Source organism: Devosia yakushimensis (assembly GCF_030159855.1).
Classification (GTDB): domain Bacteria; phylum Pseudomonadota; class Alphaproteobacteria; order Rhizobiales; family Devosiaceae; genus Devosia; species Devosia yakushimensis.
This window is the reverse complement of sequence record NZ_BSNG01000001.1, coordinates 1,125,912-1,145,961: the sequence shown is the minus strand read 5'-3', so window position 1 is coordinate 1,145,961 and position 20,050 is coordinate 1,125,912. Positions and strand designations below refer to the sequence as shown.

At 61.0% G+C, this 20,050-nt stretch carries 15 protein-coding genes and 1 other annotated feature; of the genes, 10 read left to right on the top strand and 5 right to left on the bottom strand.

The features are described 5' to 3' along the window. The first annotated feature begins 204 nt into the window (after positions 1 to 204). Positions 205 to 1,182 carry an RgsD C-terminal domain-containing protein gene (locus QQL79_RS05540; protein WP_284388712.1) on the top strand — a complete coding sequence of 326 codons (978 nt, stop codon included), beginning with the start codon at positions 205 to 207 and terminating at the stop codon, positions 1,180 to 1,182. Positions 1,183 to 1,467: 285 nt separating this feature from the next. Further along, a complete protein-coding gene (locus tag QQL79_RS05535; RefSeq protein ID WP_284388710.1) occupies positions 1,468 to 3,003 on the top strand; it encodes an FAD-dependent oxidoreductase in 1,536 nt (511 codons plus the stop codon). 471 nt (positions 3,004 to 3,474) lie between these two features. Here QQL79_RS05535 and QQL79_RS05530 read toward each other — a convergent pair whose 3' ends face one another. Continuing rightward, the gene (locus QQL79_RS05530; RefSeq protein ID WP_284392826.1) at positions 3,475 to 4,821 is read right to left on the bottom strand and encodes a UDP-glucose dehydrogenase family protein; all 1,347 of its coding nucleotides are present in this window, start codon (positions 4,819 to 4,821) and stop codon (positions 3,475 to 3,477) included. A gap of 574 nt (positions 4,822 to 5,395) precedes the next feature. Between QQL79_RS05530 and QQL79_RS05525 the strand changes: the two genes are divergently transcribed. Further along, the gene (locus QQL79_RS05525; protein ID WP_284388708.1) at positions 5,396 to 6,508 is read left to right on the top strand and encodes a glycosyltransferase; all 1,113 of its coding nucleotides are present in this window, start codon (positions 5,396 to 5,398) and stop codon (positions 6,506 to 6,508) included. Here QQL79_RS05525 and QQL79_RS05520 read toward each other — a convergent pair. Beyond that, a complete protein-coding gene (locus QQL79_RS05520; protein WP_284388706.1) occupies positions 6,498 to 7,745 on the bottom strand; it encodes a glycosyltransferase family 4 protein in 1,248 nt (415 codons plus the stop codon). The two genes, QQL79_RS05525 and QQL79_RS05520, sit on opposite strands and share 11 nt — an antisense overlap. 340 nt (positions 7,746 to 8,085) lie before the next feature. On the opposite strand from QQL79_RS05520, the gene QQL79_RS05515 reads away from it, so the two are divergent. Continuing rightward, positions 8,086 to 8,562 carry a hypothetical protein gene (locus QQL79_RS05515; protein ID WP_284388704.1) on the top strand — a complete coding sequence of 159 codons (477 nt, stop codon included), beginning with the start codon at positions 8,086 to 8,088 and terminating at the stop codon, positions 8,560 to 8,562. A gap of 23 nt (positions 8,563 to 8,585) precedes the next feature. On the opposite strand, the gene QQL79_RS05510 is transcribed toward QQL79_RS05515, so the two are convergent. Continuing rightward, positions 8,586 to 9,065 carry a hypothetical protein gene (locus QQL79_RS05510; protein ID WP_284388703.1) on the bottom strand — a complete coding sequence of 160 codons (480 nt, stop codon included), beginning with the start codon at positions 9,063 to 9,065 and terminating at the stop codon, positions 8,586 to 8,588. A 141-nt stretch (positions 9,066 to 9,206) separates the two neighbouring features. Next, entirely contained in the window at positions 9,207 to 9,734 is a 528-nt protein-coding gene (locus tag QQL79_RS05505) for a transglutaminase-like cysteine peptidase (protein WP_284388700.1), read from the bottom strand. A 106-nt stretch (positions 9,735 to 9,840) separates the two neighbouring features. Between QQL79_RS05505 and QQL79_RS05500 the strand changes: the two genes are divergently transcribed. The 4 genes from QQL79_RS05500 to QQL79_RS05485 all read left to right on the top strand — a co-directional run bounded on the left by QQL79_RS05500 (position 9,841) and on the right by QQL79_RS05485 (position 15,960). Next, complete coding sequence (locus tag QQL79_RS05500) at positions 9,841 to 10,551, top strand: hypothetical protein (RefSeq protein WP_284388698.1); 711 nt, start codon at positions 9,841 to 9,843, stop codon at positions 10,549 to 10,551. Further along, positions 10,541 to 11,899, top strand: coding sequence for an O-antigen ligase family protein (locus QQL79_RS05495; RefSeq protein ID WP_284388695.1), 1,359 nt, complete (start codon positions 10,541 to 10,543; stop codon positions 11,897 to 11,899). Before QQL79_RS05500 ends, QQL79_RS05495 begins: the two co-directional genes overlap by 11 nt. 452 nt (positions 11,900 to 12,351) lie before the next feature. Then, entirely contained in the window at positions 12,352 to 14,502 is a 2,151-nt protein-coding gene (locus QQL79_RS05490) for a GumC family protein (protein WP_284388693.1), read from the top strand. Between the two features lie 27 nt (positions 14,503 to 14,529). Then, positions 14,530 to 15,960 carry an O-antigen ligase family protein gene (locus tag QQL79_RS05485; RefSeq protein ID WP_284388691.1) on the top strand — a complete coding sequence of 477 codons (1,431 nt, stop codon included), beginning with the start codon at positions 14,530 to 14,532 and terminating at the stop codon, positions 15,958 to 15,960. 173 nt (positions 15,961 to 16,133) lie between these two features. Here QQL79_RS05485 and QQL79_RS05480 read toward each other — a convergent pair whose 3' ends face one another. Continuing rightward, the gene (locus QQL79_RS05480) at positions 16,134 to 17,099 is read right to left on the bottom strand and encodes a glycosyltransferase family 2 protein (protein WP_284388689.1); all 966 of its coding nucleotides are present in this window, start codon (positions 17,097 to 17,099) and stop codon (positions 16,134 to 16,136) included. A 209-nt stretch (positions 17,100 to 17,308) separates the two neighbouring features. Continuing rightward, positions 17,309 to 17,364: a sequence feature (sul1 is cis-regulatory element that is thought to sense ions involved in sulfur or methionine metabolism; They are found in Alphaproteobacteria), on the bottom strand. A 268-nt stretch (positions 17,365 to 17,632) separates the two neighbouring features. Here QQL79_RS05480 and QQL79_RS05475 point away from each other — a divergent pair. Both QQL79_RS05475 and QQL79_RS05470 read left to right on the top strand, forming a co-directional pair. Next, complete coding sequence (locus tag QQL79_RS05475) at positions 17,633 to 19,582, top strand: tetratricopeptide repeat protein (RefSeq protein ID WP_284388687.1); 1,950 nt, start codon at positions 17,633 to 17,635, stop codon at positions 19,580 to 19,582. 63 nt (positions 19,583 to 19,645) lie between these two features. Further along, the gene (locus tag QQL79_RS05470) at positions 19,646 to 20,050 is read left to right on the top strand and encodes a hypothetical protein (RefSeq protein WP_284388685.1); all 405 of its coding nucleotides are present in this window, start codon (positions 19,646 to 19,648) and stop codon (positions 20,048 to 20,050) included.

The window sequence follows — 20,050 nt, the reverse complement described above, 5'->3', positions numbered from 1 at the left end:
AGTGCCGGAGCAATACAAGTCGCTGGCCGCCACGGCCAGTCCATTCACACAAAATCGCATGCGACACAGTCTCACCGGTTTTCAATCACGGTCGGCTGTGACACAGCTTCTCCCCAATCGCTGCCTATCACGGCCCGATTGCGAGTCGGCGGCAGCGCAATAGCGTGCTGATCGCCGCCAGGGCGGCAAGGCCGGGGTATCGATATGCGTTTTGGACCGTTCTTGGCGATCCTATTGGGTGTTTTGGCGCTGGGGCAACCGCTGGCGCCGCTCGCCATCATGCCGGCCATGGCCCAGCAAGCCGAGGAAATGCCGCCCATGCCGCGCCCGCGGCCCGATCCGGATGCGCGGCCTACTATCGCGCCACCCGCCATTTCGCCCGACAGCCCGGCAACCGAAGCCATCGACGCCATCACCTCGGCGCCACAACCGGTAACGCTGACGGCAATCATCACGCCCGATAGTCCCCCGATCACCGAGGGGCTTATCTGGCGCATCTTTGATGCCACCCCCGATGCCAGCGGCGAAATCGCCATGGCGGCCAAATCCGACGAGGGCACCGCCAAGCTCTCCCTGCCGCCGGGCGAATATCTGGTGCATATCGCCTATGGCCGCGCCCAAATCAGCGACACGCTATCGGTCACCCCCGGCGATAATCAGAAGACCTATATCCTCGAGGCCGGCGCTCTGCGCCTCAACGCCGCCGTCACCGGCGACATTCCCATTCCGCCCAATCTGCTCAGCTTCGAGATCTTCACCTCGGGCGACGAGGCCACGCGCACCCCGATCGCCCAGGGCGTGCAGGCCAACGAGATCGTCACCATCAATTCGGGCACCTATCACGTGGTTTCCCATTTCGGTGCCATCAACGCGGTAGTGCGTGCCGATCTGCAGGTGGAGCCCGGCCAATTGACCGATGCCACGCTCTACCATCTGGCCAGCCAGATTTCCTTCAAACTGGTCTCGGAAGCGGGTGGCGAAGCCATTGCAGACGTCGACTGGACGGTAAAAACCGCCGACGGCGCCACCATATTCACCGAGCTGGGTGCCTTCCCCACAACGGTGCTCGCCGAAGGCACCTATCTCGTCCTCGCCAAGCAGGGCGACCAGGTGTTCAACCGCGAATTCGAAGTCAAGCCCGGCCCGCCGCAGGACATTGAAGTTCTGACCACAGCCTACTGACTAAAGCTCCGGCGAAAGAGTTATCGCGAACGGCAACGACGCTATTTTAGTGTCGTACTTTATTGTATTTTTTGTCAAATTACTGCCGCATCCAAAAAATATTACTAGACTCATGTTTTATAAGAAATTCTCGATGGAAAAACTCAAAATGAGGTGCCATCATCGAGAATGTTACCCGGAAGCAATACCTTCCCCAGAACTACAAGGCACACCTTCGGGCAATAATACCTAAATTGACATCATTGCTGCATTTGGAGGGCAAGTGTGCCGCATGTCGATCTTAGTATGGCTAGTCCAGCAGATTTTGAGCTGCGCTGGGACATTTGCGTTGTCGGAGCAGGTCCGGCAGGCATAGCTGCGGCCATGCGGCTGGCGCAGCGGGGAAAACGGGTCATCGTGCTGGAAAGCGGACATTCCGCGCCAACGGCGGAAGCAACCGCACTCAATACCATCGATGCCCCCCTGGCCGAGTATGATGGCGCCCTCAAGGGCCGGCACCGCGGCCTGGGCGGCACGTCCGACCTGTGGGGCGGCCGGCTCATCCCCCTGACCAGGCACGATCTTTCTGCGCGCGACTATGTCGGCCTGCCCGCCTGGCCGATCTCCTATGACGATATCTACCGCCACGCACGGGACGTCGAAATCCTGTTCGACATGCCGGACCGGAACTTCGCGCAATTGCCCGAGGGACGGCCGGAAAGCCTGGTCTCCATCGGCAGCGTCGATGGCGTGGAATGCCGCCTGCCCAAAATCGTCCGCTTCCGCAATCGCAATGTCTATCTGCAGCTGGCGCCCGAAATAGCCCACAACGGCAATATTACTGTGCTCTCCAATGCCACGGCAGTCGATTTCGACCTGTCGCCGGAAGGCAACCGCATCGCCGCCATAAGAGCAACCGGATTTCACGGCCGGCAGGTCTCCATCCAGGCCGATGAGTTCGTTTTCGCCGCCGGCACGCTCGAGAGCACCAGGCTCATGCTGCTGCTGGCGCGCAAGGCCAATGCCGACGCGAAATCCACCGGGCCCATTGGCGAGCATTTTGTCGACCACCTGGCGGTCAATGTCGGCCGGGTATTCCATTTCGCCCCCAATATGATCGCCTACCTGGTCGGGCACGCGCGCACCCGCGGCCAGCGCCACGCCACCCATTTCGAGCTGCTGCCCGCCGCCCAGCGCAATGGCACTCTCGGCTCGGCCTATCTCTGCCTGCGGCTCGACATGATGGACCAGGAGGTCAATGTCGTCCGTGACCGCTTGCGCCGCCGGCTCGACAAGCCGGACGCCAATATCGGCGCGACCCTGACCTCCGGCCGCAAACTGGCTCATGCGGCCGCCTGGCGCCTGCTGCATCACGATTGGCTGCTGCCGCCATCGGTGGAAATCCATGCTGAAATCCGCACCGAGCAATTGCCCAGCGCCGCCAACCGCATCGAGCTTTCCGATAGCGTCGACCCGCTTGGCGTTCCGCGCATCAAGCTGGATTGGCGCATTCTCGACAGCGATCTCAAGACCGCCGACCAGGCGCTCGCCATCTATCGGCGGATGTGGGAAGGCCATGCCCTGCAAAGCGCCTGCCAGATCGATTGGCTCACCGCTGCCGACACTCCCCTGCGGGAAAGCGACTTCCGCGATGTCTATCACCCCTCAGGCAGCACGCGCATGGGCACGACTGCCGGCGACAGCGTGGTCGACAACCAATTGCGCAGCCACGCCTTCCCCAATGTCAGGATATTGTCGCCTTCGGTCTTCCCCAGCTCGGGCAGCGCCAATCCGATGTTGACGCTGCTGTGCCTGGCTTATCGGTTGGCTGATCAGATGTGAGAAGAGTGGCTGGTGAGGCATTGTCCCGCCACACCCACCGTCGCCTTTCCTCGGGCTTGACCCGAGGACCATTCGCCGCTCGTGCCATGCTGGTAGCGGCCCTCGGGTCAGGCCCCGAGGGAGGCACAGTGGGGAGGGTAGGTTGGGAGCCAACCTTGAGAGCAACAGATCGCGCAATCGGCCGCAATGTCCGGCGCAGAACGGAATTCATTCCGCGCTCTAACCTCGGGCTGGATGCCGTGGATAGCCTTCAGCATGGATCCCGGCCTGCGCCGGGATGACATCGTGGATGGGATGGCTGTTGGGCACCATCTCCCCCAAACACCATCTACCCCCAAACACCGTCGCTTTCCTCGGGCTTGACCCGAGGATCACTCGCCGCTTGCGCCGGGCTGAAAGCGGCCCTCGGGTCAAGCCCGAGGGAAGCGATTGTGGGGTGGAAGCTATGGAGTACTCCTCACAGAGCCACCATCACTCCGCCGCACTCGAAATGGTGTCCTCCTGTTCGCCACCGCTGCGGCGTCCGACGCTGGTATAGGCAAAGCCTGCCGCCTCGGCTTCATTGGGCCGATAGACATTGCGCAGGTCGACCAGCACCGGGCTGATCATCAGGTCCTTGATGCGCACCAGATCGAGCGAGCGGAAAGCGTTCCACTCCGTCACCAGCACCAGGCAATCCGCGCCCTTGGCGGCGTCATAGGCGCTTTCACAATATTCAACATTGTCGAGCACGGCCCTGGCGGCCTCCATGCCCTCCGGGTCATAGGCGCGGACACGCGCACCCGCATCGATCAGCGTCTGGATAATGGCGATGGATGGGGCGTCGCGCATATCGTCGGTATTGGGCTTGAAGGTCAGCCCCAATACGCCCACGGTCTTGCCTCGCGCCTTGCCCTGCAGCGCGGCGATGACCTTGCGGCCCATGGCGCGCTTGCGCTGGTCGTTGATGGCAATCGTGGTTTCAACCAGCCGCAGCGGCGTGCCGTAATCCTGGCCCGTCTTGGCCAGCGCCAGCGTATCCTTGGGAAAGCAGGAGCCGCCATAGCCGGGCCCCGGATGCAGGAACTTGCTGCCGATGCGGTTATCCGCTCCGATCCCGCGGGCCACATCCTGCACATTGGCGCCGGTCTGCTCGCAGAGATCGGCGATCTCGTTGATGAAGGTGATCTTCATCGCCAGAAACGCATTGCCGGCATATTTGGTCAGCTCGGCCGTACGGCGGCCGGTAAAGATCAGCGGGCCCTGGTTCAGATAGAGTGGGCGATAGACCTCTTCCATGACGGGGCGGGCGCGTTCGTCCTCGATCCCGACGACAATGCGGTCGGGCCGCTTGAAGTCCTCGATCGCCGCGCCCTCGCGCAGAAATTCTGGGTTGGAGACCACGACAACGTCGGCCTCCGGATTGGTCTCGCGAATAATGCGCTCGACTTCGTCGCCGGTTCCCACCGGCACGGTCGATTTGGTCACGATCACCGTAAAGCCCCGCACGGCCCGCGCGATATCCCGCGCAGCCGCATAGACATAGCTCAGATCGGCATGGCCATCGCCCCGGCGGGAAGGCGTGCCCACCGCAACAAAAACGATATCGGCCTGCGCCACGGCAGATGGCAGGTCATTGGTGAAGGTCAGCCGGCCGGCGCTAGCATTGGTGGCGACCAATGCATCCAGGCCCGGTTCGAAAATGGGAATTTCACCGCGCTGCAGCGCTTCTATCTTGGCGGTGTTGAGATCGACACAAACCACGTCATGCCCGAAGTCCGCAAAACAAGCGCCGCTGACGAGCCCCACATAACCGGACCCGATCATTGTCACACGCATCATTATTCTCCTTCGCCGCGAACATTTATGTCCCACCGCCGGACGAAGTCGACATTAGCCCAAAACACCCCCCTGTACAGTGAACATTTCTGTAATACTTAAGAGCACGGAGGCACTGGCAAAGATAAAACAGAGACTGTGACAGGACCGTCAAATTCTACAAATAAAACCGCACGAGATAATACAGTCCGAACACCAGACCCCAACTCGCAACCGCCAGCAGGAGAATGATAAGACCACGGCTGCGATAAGGTGGCTGATCCCGCCGTATATCGGCTCTATGTCGTGACGTTTGTCGTACCGCCTGGGCCAGACCCTCAGTATGCACATCGAGGTTATGCATCGGGCTACTCTCTTTCTCAGCATTCCGAGAGTACAAAAGTGATAATTCTTGACCATAAAAAGGCCGGAAATACACTTTTCGAGCGCCTATTTACCATGCCGACACACTACAATACTATTTTCTGCAACAGAAACACTAACATAGCCGTTAAAGGAATGGGTCGCCGCCCCGCCCATATTTCAGTTCACAGCAAGACGCCGGACGCATGACGTATTATTTTTTGGGACCCCGATGACGAAGGTCGTCTTTATCATCAACTCGCTGACCGGCGGCGGCGCGGAGCGCATTATGGCGCGTCTGCTTGGCAATTCGGCCGCAAAGGCCGATGGCGCCGAGCTGCACCTGATCCTGCTCGATGTCGAGCCCGCCGCTTATACGGTGCCCTCCTCCATCATCGTCCACCAGCTCGATACCAGGGGTTCCCTGGTCGGTGGGCTCAGGCAGCTCTGGCACAAGATCAACGAGCTGGCGCCCGATATCTGCGTGAGTTTCTTGACCCGGTCGAACCTGCTGTCGATCCTTATCTGCCGGATCAAGGGCATACGCTGCGTCATCAGCGAGCGGGTCAATACCAGCAGCCACCATCCGCGCAACGCCGCCGGCTATCTGGCGCGGTTCCTGACCTATATCGGTTATCGCCACGCCAGCCGGGTGATTGCCGTCTCCTCGGGCATTGCCAAGGATCTCTCGGAAAATTACGCCGTCCCGCTCGCCAATATCTCGGCCATTCCCAATCCGATCGATGGGGAGATGATCCGCAAGAACGGCGCGGCACCCGTCGATCTGCCCCATGCCCGCCCGCTGATCGTGGGCATGGGCCGGCTGGTGCCCAACAAGAATTTCGCCATGCTGATCGACGCCTTCGCCCAGCTCGATAGCCAGGGCACCTTGCTGATCATGGGCGAAGGTCCGCTGCTGGCCGCGCTGGAACAGCAGACTGCCGAACTGGGTTTGCAGGATCAGGTGGTCTTTGCCGGCTTCCGCGAGAACCCGTTCAGCATCATCAAGGCGGCCGATTGCTATGTGCTGCCCTCCAATGGCGAGGGTTTTCCCAATGGGCTGGTCGAGGCCATGTGCCTGGGCACGCCTGTTATCTCCACCAATTGCCATTCCGGGCCATCGGAAATCCTCGATGACCGGCCCTATTTTCCGATCGAGGCCGCCACGGAATGCCAATATGGCCTGCTGGTGCCCACCAATGATGCCAAAAGCCTGGCCCAGGCCATGCGGCAGGTGCTGGCGCCCGACCAGCAGCGGGACCGCAGCGCGCTAGCGCTGCAAGGCGCCTCGCGCTATGCGCTGGACGCCACCATCGAGCAATATTGGCGGGCGATCAGGGGCTGAGCACCGCCCGTCGTGCCATGAGCGCCGGTGCCGCCTCGCAATAGACATCCAGCGTCTGCTGCGCCACCGTGGGCCAGCGATAGGTCGACATGACGCCCGACCAGTCATGCGCCGGCACGCCCTGCCCCGCATGGCGATCCAGCGCCTGGCCGAGCCTGGCGGCCAGGTCGTCCACCGATCCGACCTTGTGGTAGCAATCCTCGGGCAGCGCGAGATCCATATTGGCCGCAATGTCGCTGATCACCACCGGGCGATCGAGGCTCATCGCTTCAAGCGCGGCAATGGGCATGCCTTCATGGGACGAAGGCAGGGCAAACACCGCTGCATTGCCCAGCAACTGCACCAGGGCATCGCCCTTCTGGAAACCGGCCATGACGACGCCGGGCGTGGCATCGGCCAGTTCCTTGAGCCGCCGCGTATAGTCGCTGGGGTGATCCACGCCCCCCACCAGCACCAGCTTCAGATCGGGCCGCTGCAGCCGGGCAAAGGCCCGGATCAAATCGTCCTGCCGCTTTTCGGGAACCAGGCGTCCGACATTGACGATATAGCGGCCGGGCTCGAGGCCGAATTTGTCCAACGTCTCCCGCCCCGCCGTCGCACGGGGCAGGTTCACCGCATTGGGAATATAGTTGAACTGCCGTCCGAACCGGTCGGTGAGCGCCTGCGCCAGGCCGCGCGACACGCAAATGCGGCCATTGGCCAGATTGCCCTGGCACCATTCGCCAAACCGCAGCACGGCCTTGGCCATGCCACCCCATTTCTCCCGGTCATAATCGCTGCCGTGATGCGTGCAGACCACGCGCAGCCCCATGGCCCGCGCCAGGGGCACGACAATGCTGGGGCCGATGGCATGCACATGCAGCACTTTCGGCCGCACGATGCCGGCCCATAATGTCGCCAGCACGCTATGGGCCGGTGCTTCGAACGACACATTCCGCGGCGCCCACAGAGCCCGCGTAAAACTGTTCCGGCCGAGCTGGACCGAACCTTCCGGTGCATAGCGGTTACGCACGACAGTACAGGTGCGCAAACCCAGGGTTTCAAACTCTTCGACGAGGGAGCTGACATGCCGCTCCACCCCGCCCTGCCCGCCATTGACCGAGCGAAGCCCTATGAACATTACGTCCACCGGCCCCAGATCGAAGCCGCGCCTCTCCGTCATCGCCAGGCCACGCCGTGTCGCGCTGCCACCATGCAGCGTCTGCACCCATCTCGGCGGGGTCAAAAAAGGCGCCATTCCCTTCTCCATCTGACAAGCAGTGTAAGAGCCAGTTTACTCAGACTTCGACCCATCGGCGCCGCGAGACAGGTCAAACTCGAAATTGATACGCACGACCTTCAGAGATAGCAATTCATAAAACGACACATATTAGTTCAGTCAATGGCATAACTCCTATTCGTAAATTGTATATCTGCAAGAATCATGAAATTTATTCTGCAACAATTGAGTCCATGATCTTTTGCAACTTCCACACGATCGACGAGCATAGTAGTATTCGACACGGAAGTAGACAATTTTATGATCTTTTCCGTTCAATCATATAACGCATCAATGAATGCAGAGCCCCGGAGAAATAATGTTGGCGAAGCCGATAACCAGACGCGGAGAAAACCAACAATCCCCCCGCGATTTTCTGTCCAACCAGCCTCGTTCCACCCATCCGGTTCACCGCAACGCCGTGGGCTGGCGCCTGGAAGCCGTCCGCCAGGTCAGGTTGCTGATGGGTCAGGGATACCGGCGCTTTGCCGCTCAGCACGAAATAGCCACCCAACTCGGCCGGACCATCGACGAAATGCAGGAATGGGAACGAGATCTCCTGCGCTCGCCCGATTATGAAAACGACCTGCTGTGCAGCGAACTGGCTGGTGAGTTCCTCGAACGGCTGGTTGCCGGCCACTACACCAATATTCCGCAATACAAATCATTCGGTTCGTACAAGGGCGTCTACAATTTCGAGCGCGCAGCCAACATCGCCAAAGCGCGCCGCCAGAATTCGATGACCGAAATCCGCACCGCACTGAAGATGTCGTCCCGTCCTTCACTGCTGAAATAGAATAGGGGCGGCGCGTGCCGCCCTCAGTTCTCGCTCGCCCGCAGACCGCCGGAATCGCCGCCGCCAAACAGGCTATCCCCGCTCGGCGTGGCAATCGCCGCCGTGACCACGAAGTCACAGGCATTGACGGTCTGGTAGATCAGCCTGATCTGGGCCTGCTGCGCATCGGTGCGCGCGGAAAGGCTTGCCAGCCGGATGGCCACGGCAACTTCGCTCTCGACCCGGCAGAAGGGGGTAAACAGAAGATTGGTGAGATCGACGACCAGATCGGCAACCGATTGATCGAAATCTATACCCGGCGCCCGCTGCAGAAACGACAGATAATCGGCAGTCGCCGATACGCATGCGCCGTTCTGGCTGACTTGTTCATCACGCTCGGCACGCACAACATCTTTACAGATATCAATAACGGCACCACGCGTGGAAAACTGTTGAGCTGCAATCCCCTGCATTCCAGTCGCGCTCAACACCGCGACAGTTGCAGCCAACACAAATACTCTCATCGCACTTGTCCTACTACTAGCCGCAGGACTATTAAATTCCGCCATGTGCATTTAGTCAAATAAATAATGAAGCGTTAACCAGTAGAAAGTCTGATTAGAAGTATCAGAATATTCTTGCCGTGTAGAAGCTTAGTTCAGGGTTTACCAATCCAACAAGCCGCCGCGCGAGCTGCTTTCGATGCGGTAGCCGCTATCGGCCAGAAGCTTGACGCTGGTGCTGAGGTTGTCGAGCACAAATTCCCCGGCTCCCGTGCGCACGATCAGCACGACATGCCCTTCCCCCTGCCGCGTCTTGGTATAGCCGATCCGCAGGGCCGAACTGGGCACCCCTTGCTGGATAAGCGCGGCGCGCTTGGCAAGGACATAGTCCTCGCAATCGCCGGCGCTGGCAGTGGCGTTCCAGGTATCGATGCGTCCATCCGCGCGCGGTGTTATCGACCGGTTCACCTGCCGGTTGACCGCCTGCACCAATTGCACGAGGCCGGTTGTCGCCGCCACCGTGCTTTGCCCGGTCGCCTGGCATTGCGCGCTGTGCTTGAGGCAAAACAACTGCAATCCCAGCGGGGGCCTGTGTTCGGCAGCCTGTACTGCGATTGTAGAAAAACCCGCAACAGAGATCAAAAGAAACGCTACGAATATACTATTCAGGCGGCGATTTACATGTTGCATTTGTGTTGACTCAAGCAAAATTCCGAATAACTCTCACCGCCAATCGATTAATAAACTGATAAGGTCCTGCCGGCGTCGAACGCGGCATGGGCTGAGGATCGCGACCATGTTGCGCGTTCGAGACCTGGATCAGAATGCCGCAACCAATCCATTGCTGTTCGCCACGATCAGCGCCGTGCTGGTGGCCGCCGGTCTATGGGGCATTTCCCAGGAGGCGCCGCCCTTCTTTGCCGATGGCTGGGGCGAGCGAACCGTCGTAACGGCGATGCTGGCCGACACTATCCACCCTGCCCCCTCGATCCAGTCGCAACTGGGTTACCTCTTCAATTGCCAGGTCGCGCTCACCTCGCTGTCCGGTCGCGCGCAGCCGGCCCCGGCTCGCCAGCGGGCGGCCGAGAAATGCCGCGACGGCTCCGATATGATCACCAATTCCTCCCCCACCTTCTCCGCCGCCTGGCAGATGGGCGCGCTCGCCGCCGCGACCATGGAGGATTGGCCCGGCATGAACTGGCGGCTGCGCCAGGCCTACGAAACCGGCCCCAATGAACAATGGCTGGCCGAGCGCCGTATCGACCTGGCCCAGACCCATGTCGAACAGCTCGATCCCGATCTGCTGCCCCGGCACGATCGCGATCTCGTTTTACTTTTGCTGGACGACAATGGCCGCCGCTTCCTGGCACCGCGCTATCATGCGCTGGCCGATATGCGCGCGCGCATCGATACCGTGCTGCCCAGCCTGCCGGTCGACAACCGCACCCGCTTTGAAAGCCTGGCCGGCTATCTGGCCGTGGAACGGTCGCGCACCAATGGCCGCTGATATCTGGTTTGAAGAGGACGCCGACGAGCAGGACCGGCCCGAGCAGCGCGGCTCCCTGTCCGGCTATGTCCTGTGCTGGAGCCTGCTGGTCTTTCTCGCCTGGGCTCCGGTGCCCATGGGCAGCAACCGGGCGCTGTTCTGGGGGCTGAACATCTTCCTCATCGGCGCGATCGGGCTAACCTATTTCGGCTGGCTGGCCCGGCATGGAACGGCCCCACGCATCGCGCCGCACCAGCTCGCGCCCCTGCCGCTGCTCTATCTGGTGCTGTGCCTCTATCTCGTCACCCAGCTCATCCGTTTCCCCATTGCCGGCCTCGACCCCATCTCCATGGCGCCGGGCGCTACGCTATGGATGCTGCTGCGCATGCTCACCTATGGCATGCTGTTTTTCCTGGTGCTGCAGGCGACCCGCAATCGCGAACGGTTCCGGCTCTTCCTTGATGCCATGCTGGCCATCGGCGCCCTGCATGCCGCCGCCGCGCTCATCATGCTGCGCATGGGCGATACCTATCTGGGCTATGAGAAATGGGCCTATCTCGGCTCGGCCACCGGCACCTTCGTCAATCGCAACTCGTTCGCCACCTTCATGGCGCTCAATTGCTGCCTCGGGGTCGCCCAGCTCATGCGCGCGCTGCTCGACAGGCGCAACGAGGATTACCGGCAGGATTATTATTGGCTGCGGCTGGCGCTAACCACCTCGGCGGTGATGATCATCATGGCCGCCCTTGTCGCCAGCCAGTCGCGCATGGGCACATTGGCCGCCGGCATCGGCACGGCCACGACATTGTTTTGCGCGCTGCTGGCAACCTCGCGGCGCAAACGCACCTTCATCACTGCAGCGGGCCTGGCTCTGACCGGCTGCATTGCCATTATCTGGCTCTATGGCGCGCAATTGCTGAACCGCATGATGGAGGTCGACCAGTCCTGGGCTACCCGGGAGGCGCTCTACCGGCAGGTCATCGAACTGATCGGCCAGCGGCTCTGGACCGGCTTTGGCGGCGGCAGTTTCGAAATCGTCTTCCCCATGGTGCATGCCCCACCCGTCGCGACGGGCCTGGTATGGGACAAGGCGCATAATACCTATCTGACACTCTGGTCCGAGCTCGGCCTAGTCGCCGGGACGCTGCCGGTCCTGTTGCTGGCGGTGATCGGCTGGAAATTGCGCACCGCGCTCCGGCACGACCGCCGGCTTTGGCTGCCCGCCGCCATCGGCCTTGGCTGCCTCGTCGCCGTGGCCGTGCATGCACTGGTCGACTTCAGCATGGAAATCCAGGCAGTCGCTCTATGGCTCGTGGCTATTCTGGCCGCCGCCAGCGCCCAATGCTTGCGGCGATCGAGTGACATCTGATTGTCATTCGGAACAGACATCGAACAAAACATGGATTTTTTAAGACTCAACGGACAAAAGGCCGATATCCAAATAGACGCCCAGTCACCGTCCATGCAAATTTTGCAAGAACAAATGAGAACCTTAAAGAAACAATTGTGGAAACATCCAAGACTCGGATCGACTCAACACTCTACGAACAGGCGCCGTACTTTTTACTTAAGTACTTTCAAATAACTGGTCGTGAAAAACACCAATCGAAGCAAATGCCTATCAAATGCCTACAAGGTGCATACAGCCAACTCACCATGCCCGGCCGTCGATTTAACCAGGAAATCCGATATTATAAAAAAGCGGAAATCCGACATAGCCAATTGTCTGAATTCAAGTGTAAAGTAAATTATCCATGCCATTGCCAAGCAAACGTATGGTTTCAGTAACGCGTTCGGTCCATTGAATATTTCTGGTGGTACATGCACGAGCAAGAGTTCGGCCTTCGCAATATATTCGGCACCATTCGGCGGCAATTGGGGCTAATCCTTGCAATCCTAATACTGGTCCTGGGAGTCTCCACTCTCCTGATCATCTCACTCACTCCGATGTATCGGGCCACCACATTGGTACTGGTCGATCCATCCGAGAAAAATCTACTCAACCCGACGAACTCGACCTCGAGTTCGGCGTCCGACAACGCGCGGGTCGAGAGCGAAGTATCCATCGCCCAGTCCGAAAAGACAGTCGAACTGGTTCTCGATCAACTGAAGCTGGCGGACGATCCGTCCTTCCAGCCACAGCCCGGCCTGCGCGAGCGCCTGGCAACCATGCTGCGCATCGCCCCGCCCGAAACCTATACCGCCGAAGAGCTGCGCCAGTTCGCCGTCGGCAAGTTGCAGGACGCCATTACAGTCGAGCGGCAGGGCCTGACTTATCTGATTACTATTTCGGCCAATGCGAATTCGCCTGAAAGGGCGGCGCAGATCGCCAATACCATGGCCGAAAAGTATATCCAGTCGCAGTTGCAGTCCAAGATCAACGGCGTACTCTCCGGCCGCAATGTCATGGAGCAGCGCGTCACCGAAACCCGGACCGGCCTTGTCGATGCCGAACGCTCCTTCAACGACTTCATCATTTCCAGCGCCCGCACCATTGCCGAGCAATCGGGCCGCACGGATATCGACCAGATGCGGATCGAGCTTGAAAAGGTCGTCGGCGATCGCGAATCCGCCTCCAGCACACTGACCCTGGCCGAAACGGGCCTGGCGCAGAACAATTGGGCCCAGGTCGCCGACACGCTCAATACCCAGACCCTGCGGGATCTCCAGAAGCGCGAGCGCGAAATCCAGGCGGAGCTGACCGGCGTTGTCGACGGCTCTGAACAGGCCGATGCGCTGCGGGCCGAGCTGGTCGGCGTGCTCGACAATTTCCGCACCCAGGCCAATGCCCAGATGGAGCAATTGCGCCAGGAGATCGCCGCCAACCGCGCGGTCGAAACCGACCTGCAATTGCAATTGCGCTCCAACATTCTCACCAGCAACCTGCCGCCGGAAGTGCTGGCGACCATGTATGAGCTGCAGCAGAATGCTGAAATCGCTCGCACGCAGTACCAGCAGATGCTGGTGCGCCTGCGCGATATCGAGGCCCAGGCCTATCTCCAGCTGGCCGATAGCCGCATCGTGTCCGAAGCAACCCCGCCCACCGGCGCGGCTTTCCCCAATACCCGCTTCCTCGTCATGGTCGCAGGCATTCTGGGCCTGCTGCTGGGCCTGGCCGCGGCCTTCCTGCGCGAACAATTCATCGGCGGCGTCATCAGCACCGATCAGCTCGAAGGTATTGTCGGCCCCACCCTGGTCACCAGCCTGCCCAGCCAGAAGCGGCTCGGCCGCGGCCAGGAGGGCAAGCCGGTCAAGAGCCTCACCGAACTGATCGCCACCCAGCCCTATTCCCGCTTTGCCGAAGCCGTGCGGCGCCTCATGATCAGCACCGACCAGGCGCTGCGCCGGGTGCGGGGCGACGATCTCTCCGATGCTGCCTCGATCATCATGGTCACCTCTGCCAATGCCGGCGAGGGCAAGACCACCGTGGCGGTTTCGCTGGCCCGGTCCTACGCCATTTCGGGCCAGTCGACGATCCTGATCGACGCCGACCTGCGCCGTCCGGCCGTGCACAAGGAGCTGGGCATGGAGCCCTCCGACGGCCTGGCCGATTATCTCGGATCCTCCGGGACGCCCGGCGACGATATCGGCCCGCTCATGCTCACCGACACGCTGAGCAAGGCCAAGTTCATCATCGGCAGTAATATCCGCGGCGCCTCGGCCGGCCAGGTTGTCTCCGGTGAACGCTTCGCCCGCCTGCTGAACAATGCATCGCGCCTGTTCGACGTGGTTATCGTCGACACGCCCCCCGTCGGCGCGCTGGTCGATGCGCTCTACCTCGCCCAGCATGTCGATGTCATCGTCACCGTCGTCCGCTATGGCACCACTTCGCAACAGGAAGTGCGCTCCACCTTGCGTGAGCTGGTGGAAGCCAAGCAGGACAATGCCGAAGTCGTGGCCCTGCTGAATGCCGAGCCGCAATCCAAGGCAGAAACCCGCCGCCGCTTCGGCAGCTATTACGTTCAAGCCTGACGTCGGTCATGAGGCAAGGGGATAGCCATGCTGGATGACTCCCCAGGGATGCCCCTACCCTTCCTGCTGGCCGGCACTGGCATCTGGATCGCGCTGGTCTGGTATCTGCTGCCCCGCTTGCGGGGGCCGGCCGGACTGCTCTTCATGGTGCTGTCGGCCCGTTACATCGTGACCTTCTATCACGAATACACCACCACCCGGATTTTTGCCGGACAGAGCCTTAATTCCTTCGTGACGCTCGGCATCGCCGCCATCTGCCTGTTTTACACCCGCCACGACCTCATCCGCTACCGGGCCATCCTGCCGGTCTATGCCATGATTGCCGCCCTGCTCGTCAGTGGCCTGCTGAACATGGAAGCCACCGGCACTATCAATGCCCTGATCCGGCAGGGCCTGTTCCTGGGGCTGATGATCCTGGTTGCCACCGCGATCGATGCCGAACCCAATGACGGCAGCGTCAGCCGCATCATGCTGGCCGCCTTCGTGGTCCCCATCTGCTACCAGTTGATGTCGGTAATATTCCGCCTCGGCAAGGCGTCGGAAAACGACGGCTCCGTCAGCTATATGGGCGGCTATGTGCATGAGAGCGTCTTTTCGATCATGCTGCTGACCGCGCTCGTCATCATTGCGCTCTCCGGCGGGCTGACCTGGAAGCGCCGCACCGTCTATATGGCGCTGATCTTCACCGCCCTCTTCTTTGCCAATTACCGCACCTCGGTCATTGCGGCCGCGCCCATCCTGCTCATGCACATCATCTTTGGCAGCGCCAACAATGCCCGGGCCGGGCTCGCCAATTACGTGCGGGCGGGCGCCTTCCTGTTCGCGATCATCTTCGGCGCCTTCATGACCATCCTGCTCTCGCAGCGCATGGCCGATCTTGGCACGCTGCTTACCTCGGGCGGCGGCCTCATCAAGCCGCCCTCGGCCTTCGGCACTGAGGATCGCAGCCTGCTATCGGGCCGCATCCTGATCTGGAGCGACTACATCTACACGACCCTGCGCTCGGATGTGTCCAACCTGGTCTTCGGCTTCGGCCCGGATTCCTGGCAGCAGGTCTTCTCGATCTACGCCCATAACGTCTACATTTCATATGTCTACGAAATCGGCTTCGTGGGCACCGCGCTCTATCTCTATATGCTCGCCCATTTCCTGTGGCTGGCCTTTGCCGCGCGCCCCGACAAGCGCTGGCACCTGGTAGGCATCCATCTCTGCTACGGGATACTCTGCCTGGGCACCATGCCGACCTTCTCCATCGAAGGCGTGCTGTTCTACGCCGTCATCTGCGGCTACACGCTCTATTATTATCTGGCCGAGCGGGTGAAATCCAAACATGTCATGCCCGGCAACAGCCTCATGCCCACCCGCCTCGCCCGCGCCCGATCCCTCCGCCGCCCGTCGCGCGGCCTGCCCGACGGAACGGCAAAGCCCGCCCCGCGCAAACGGACCCCGGTGCGCTAGCGCCAATCGACATTCACTCAGGCTGAGCCGAAAATGGTGGTTTTCGAGAACCGGAGCGCAGCGTACTTTCGGGTACGTGAGCACCGGAAGCGCAGAAAACCGCCATTTGCAGGCCAGCATCAGCTGAATGTCGATTGGCCCTAGGACCCGACCTGAAAACTGACCGCTGGGCCCTAACGGCCCCGCAACAGCACACGGGACTTGTGCATGCCCCTGGCCACAACCGAACCGAACGGACTGGCCAGCGCCCGCAGCACCATGAACCGCACCGGGTTGGCGCCGGCATCGAAACCGGCCCAACTCTGCGGCTGCAACCCCTCCGTCCTGGCGCTGACCAGCGCATAGCGAAAGATTTCGCGGTTTTTCAGCTGCCGCAGCAGGTTCGCCAGGTCCGCCCGCTCCCCCTCGACCATCTGGTCCACGCTGTGCACTATGCAGGGCACCGTGTTCGAAAAGGCTTTGTTGGTCGTCATATTGACGGCGTCACGATAGTAATTGGCGGTAATCGTTCCGGTATAGACAGCATTGCCCAGGTGAGCGACGCGCAGCCAGGTGTCCTTGTCTCCGCCCCGGCTGCACCGCCCATCGGGGAATGCCCCCGCTTCCAGCAGGGACGTCCGGCGGCAGGCCGTGGCCGAGGTCCAGATGGGCGACCCGTTAAGCGCCACCCAATGACCCAGCAAAGCCTTGAAATCCATCTCCATCCGCTCCCCGGCAAAGCGCAGGGTGAAAGGATCGGTCTCGTGCCGGTCCGCCGGGAAAATGTCCTCGTAGCCGGAAAAGAGCGTCACGACATTCTCGGCATTGGCCGCGTGTGCCAGCGCCTCCGCCAGCTCGGCAAGATGATTGGGGTGCCATTCGTCATCGGCGTCGAGAAAGGCGATCCACTCGCCCCGCGCCATCTCGATGCCGCGGTTGCGGGCAGCATAGCCTCCGGCCCCCGGCCCGCTACGCTGCTCGTGCCGGATCAGGTCATTGGCCTGCGCCTTGACCCATTCATAGCCGCCATCGCTCGAGCCATCGTCCACCACGATGATTTCGAGCGGCAAAAGACTTTGCGCCAATGCGGAAGCTATAGCCCGCTCGATATGGGGGCCTTTATTGTAGAGCGGCACGACAACCGAAAATCGAGCGATCATATGCTCACCCGCGACTGAACCGATATTGCGCCAAACCGTCGCCTGGCGGAAGCATCAGCAAACCCAATTGCCCAATATTTACAGCCAATTGCGCGCGAACGCATCATATGGAGCCAAATGCCATTAAGCGGCTTCCGCCGTCGCCTATACAGATTCATGATGATGTTGATTTATCGTGGCCGGATCAGCGAGCAGGCTGGAATTCGGTGGATTGTCCGGCGGATCGGCGGCCGGAAGAGCCACCCGGATTTTCACCGGGTCCAAGCGATTGGCCTAAGCTTTGAACCACCAGCGGAAAAAAGCAAGCGTTTTACGATAAAAAGTGAATAACAACAGACATGATCGCAGAATTTCATCTGAGACAGCCGATTTATGCATGGCGATTACGTCATTATCGTCATCTGCTTTTCAAAACAATTTCATCGACGACACATCAACTTGTGTGTTGACTATTCATTCACCAACATCAATTCTGCTATCAGTAACGATGCGGCAGTTGCTTAGAATTTTTCCTCGGATATCGGGATTTTTGCATGAGTTCTGCAGCAAAATTCGCTATCTTTACAGCGTTCTGCGTGTCGTTCGGAGCACAATGGGCAATTGCGCAGGAGGCGGTTCCGCCAGGTGAGGCCGAGGTTCCGGTCATCGCCTCGTTCGAAGCCCTGCTGCAATCGGCAACGAAAGACCTGGAGGCCAGCGCCACCGGGTCGGATGCCATGGCCAATATGGCGCTGGCGCGCGTGGCCTTCTCCTCCACCGACCTGGCAGTTCAAAGCACCGGCATTCCGCTGGCCGAAAAGGCCGCTGAACTCGGCGCGGTGGAAGCAAACCTGCTGCTCGGCGACATCTATCGCCGCGGCGGCTACGGCACCGCGCCTGACCTGCTCAAGGCCAAGGGCTATTTCGAGACGGCGTTCAAGGATGGCTCGCTGCAGGCGGCCGTCGCCCTGGGCTCGCTCTATCTCGATACCGATTTTACCGCCGAAGGCCGCAAGCGCGGCATCGAGCTGCTGAGCGCAGCAGCCGAGGATGGCAGCATCGAGGCCGCCAACGCGCTCGCCAATGTCTATCTGCTCGGCCGGGGCGTCACCCCCGACACCAGCAAGGCCCTCCACTATTACGGGGTGGGCCTGGTCTCCAACAGCAATACGTCCATCGTTGCCGTCGGCGACCTGTTGCGGACCGGCGCCTCGAAGCTCCAGCCCAATCCCGAAGTGGCCCTGCAATTCTTCCAGCGCGCCTCCACCCAAGGCGATCTCGGCGCCGGCCGTCGCATCGCCGACATGCATCTGCGCGGCGAGGCCGTGGCGCAGGATATTGCTGGCGCCATCGGCATGCTGACCGAGCTGGCCGAGAAGGGCGACACCAATTCCTATATCGCGCTGGGCGATATCTTCACCCGCGGCGAATTCGTGCCCACCAATGGACCCCGCGCAATCGGCTATTACCAGGGAGCCGAAACCCTGGGCAATACGGCCGGCATGACCCGCCTTGCCGAACTTTACATTGCCGGTCTGCCCGATACCCCGATCGATCTGGGCCAGGCGCTGGACCTCTACACAAAGGCGGCCGAACTGGGCAATACGGGCGCCAAGCGCGCCCTCGCCCGGGCCCTTCTCAGTGGCCAGTTCGGCAGCACCGATCCGCGCCGCGCCATTGCCTTGCTCGAGGAATCCGCTCGTCTCGGCGATGGTCAGGCCGCCAAGGAACTGGCCGTGCTTTACGCCGGCAATGAGCCCTTCCCGGCCAACTATGACGAGGTCAAGACCTATCTCGACCTGGCCCTGGCCGTGGGCAACACTACGGCCGCCCTCGAAGTCGGCTCGGCAATTGCCACCGGCCCATTGGCACGCACGCATCGCGAGGATGCCCGCGCGCTGCTGACTGGTGCCATGGATGGCGGCGTGCCCGGCGCCGCCGCGGTCCTTGCCCGCCTACAGCTCGATGGCGCCTTTCCGGCGCAGGGCGTTTCCGGCGTCATCACCATGCTCAACGGGGCCGCCAAAAGCGGGGACATCGAATCCGCCCGGTTCCTGATCGGCCTTTATCGTGACGGCTATGGCTTGCTGCTGCCGCCCGATCCGGCCGCCGCCACTGATTTCCTCAATTCGGTCTCCGCCAATATCGGCCCCGAAGCGACGACCGTCGAGCGCATCCACCTGGAGGCACTCACGAGCGAGGATGCCGACACTCTGGCCAGCGTGGGCGAGCAGATTTCTACCTTGTCCAAAGCCAGCGCAATCCAGGTACTGGACATCCTGCGCCGGAAGAATGCGCGGGCCTATGTCTACGTCCTGCAGAAGGGCCTTGCCAGTCGCGGCGAATATAGCGGTCCGCTGTCCGGCACGCTGGATGCCACTACAATCCGGGCATTCAACGCGGTCTGTTCCGCGCTCAACGCCGAGCGCGCCTGTGCCCCCGGTCCCCTGACGCGCGGCGCGTTGCTGACCCTGGGCAATTACGTCCTGCAGCCGACAACCTGATCTTCAGGCATCGGCTGCCGGCATCTCTAAAGCACAAGCAAGCAAAACAAGGAGGGTTCGACTATGACAGCTATTTCGCCGCTTTACGCCGCCACGATCGCTCTCGGCATGAGCCTTTTGGCCGCCCCGGCAGCCTTGGCGCAGGCCTCGGCCTGCACCAGTCCCGGCACTTTTGCGTTCAGCAATATCACGCTTGGCAGCAAGGATTTCCTGCCCAGCATGTCCAAGCAATTCGCCGCCGCCGGCCTTATGGCCCAGCGCAATACTTGCACGGTCGACGTCATCTGCCCGCGCGCTGGGGACAGTGAGGCCGAGCGCGAACAGGCCGCTCTCACCTGCCGCGCCGCGCGTGACATTGTCGTTCGCGGCGGTAGTGCCGCCAGTTTCAGTTTCGACGACGTCAAGAATAACCGGCCCAGCCCCGGCAACGGCATGAGTGCCGGCAGCATCTATATCATCGTGAAATAG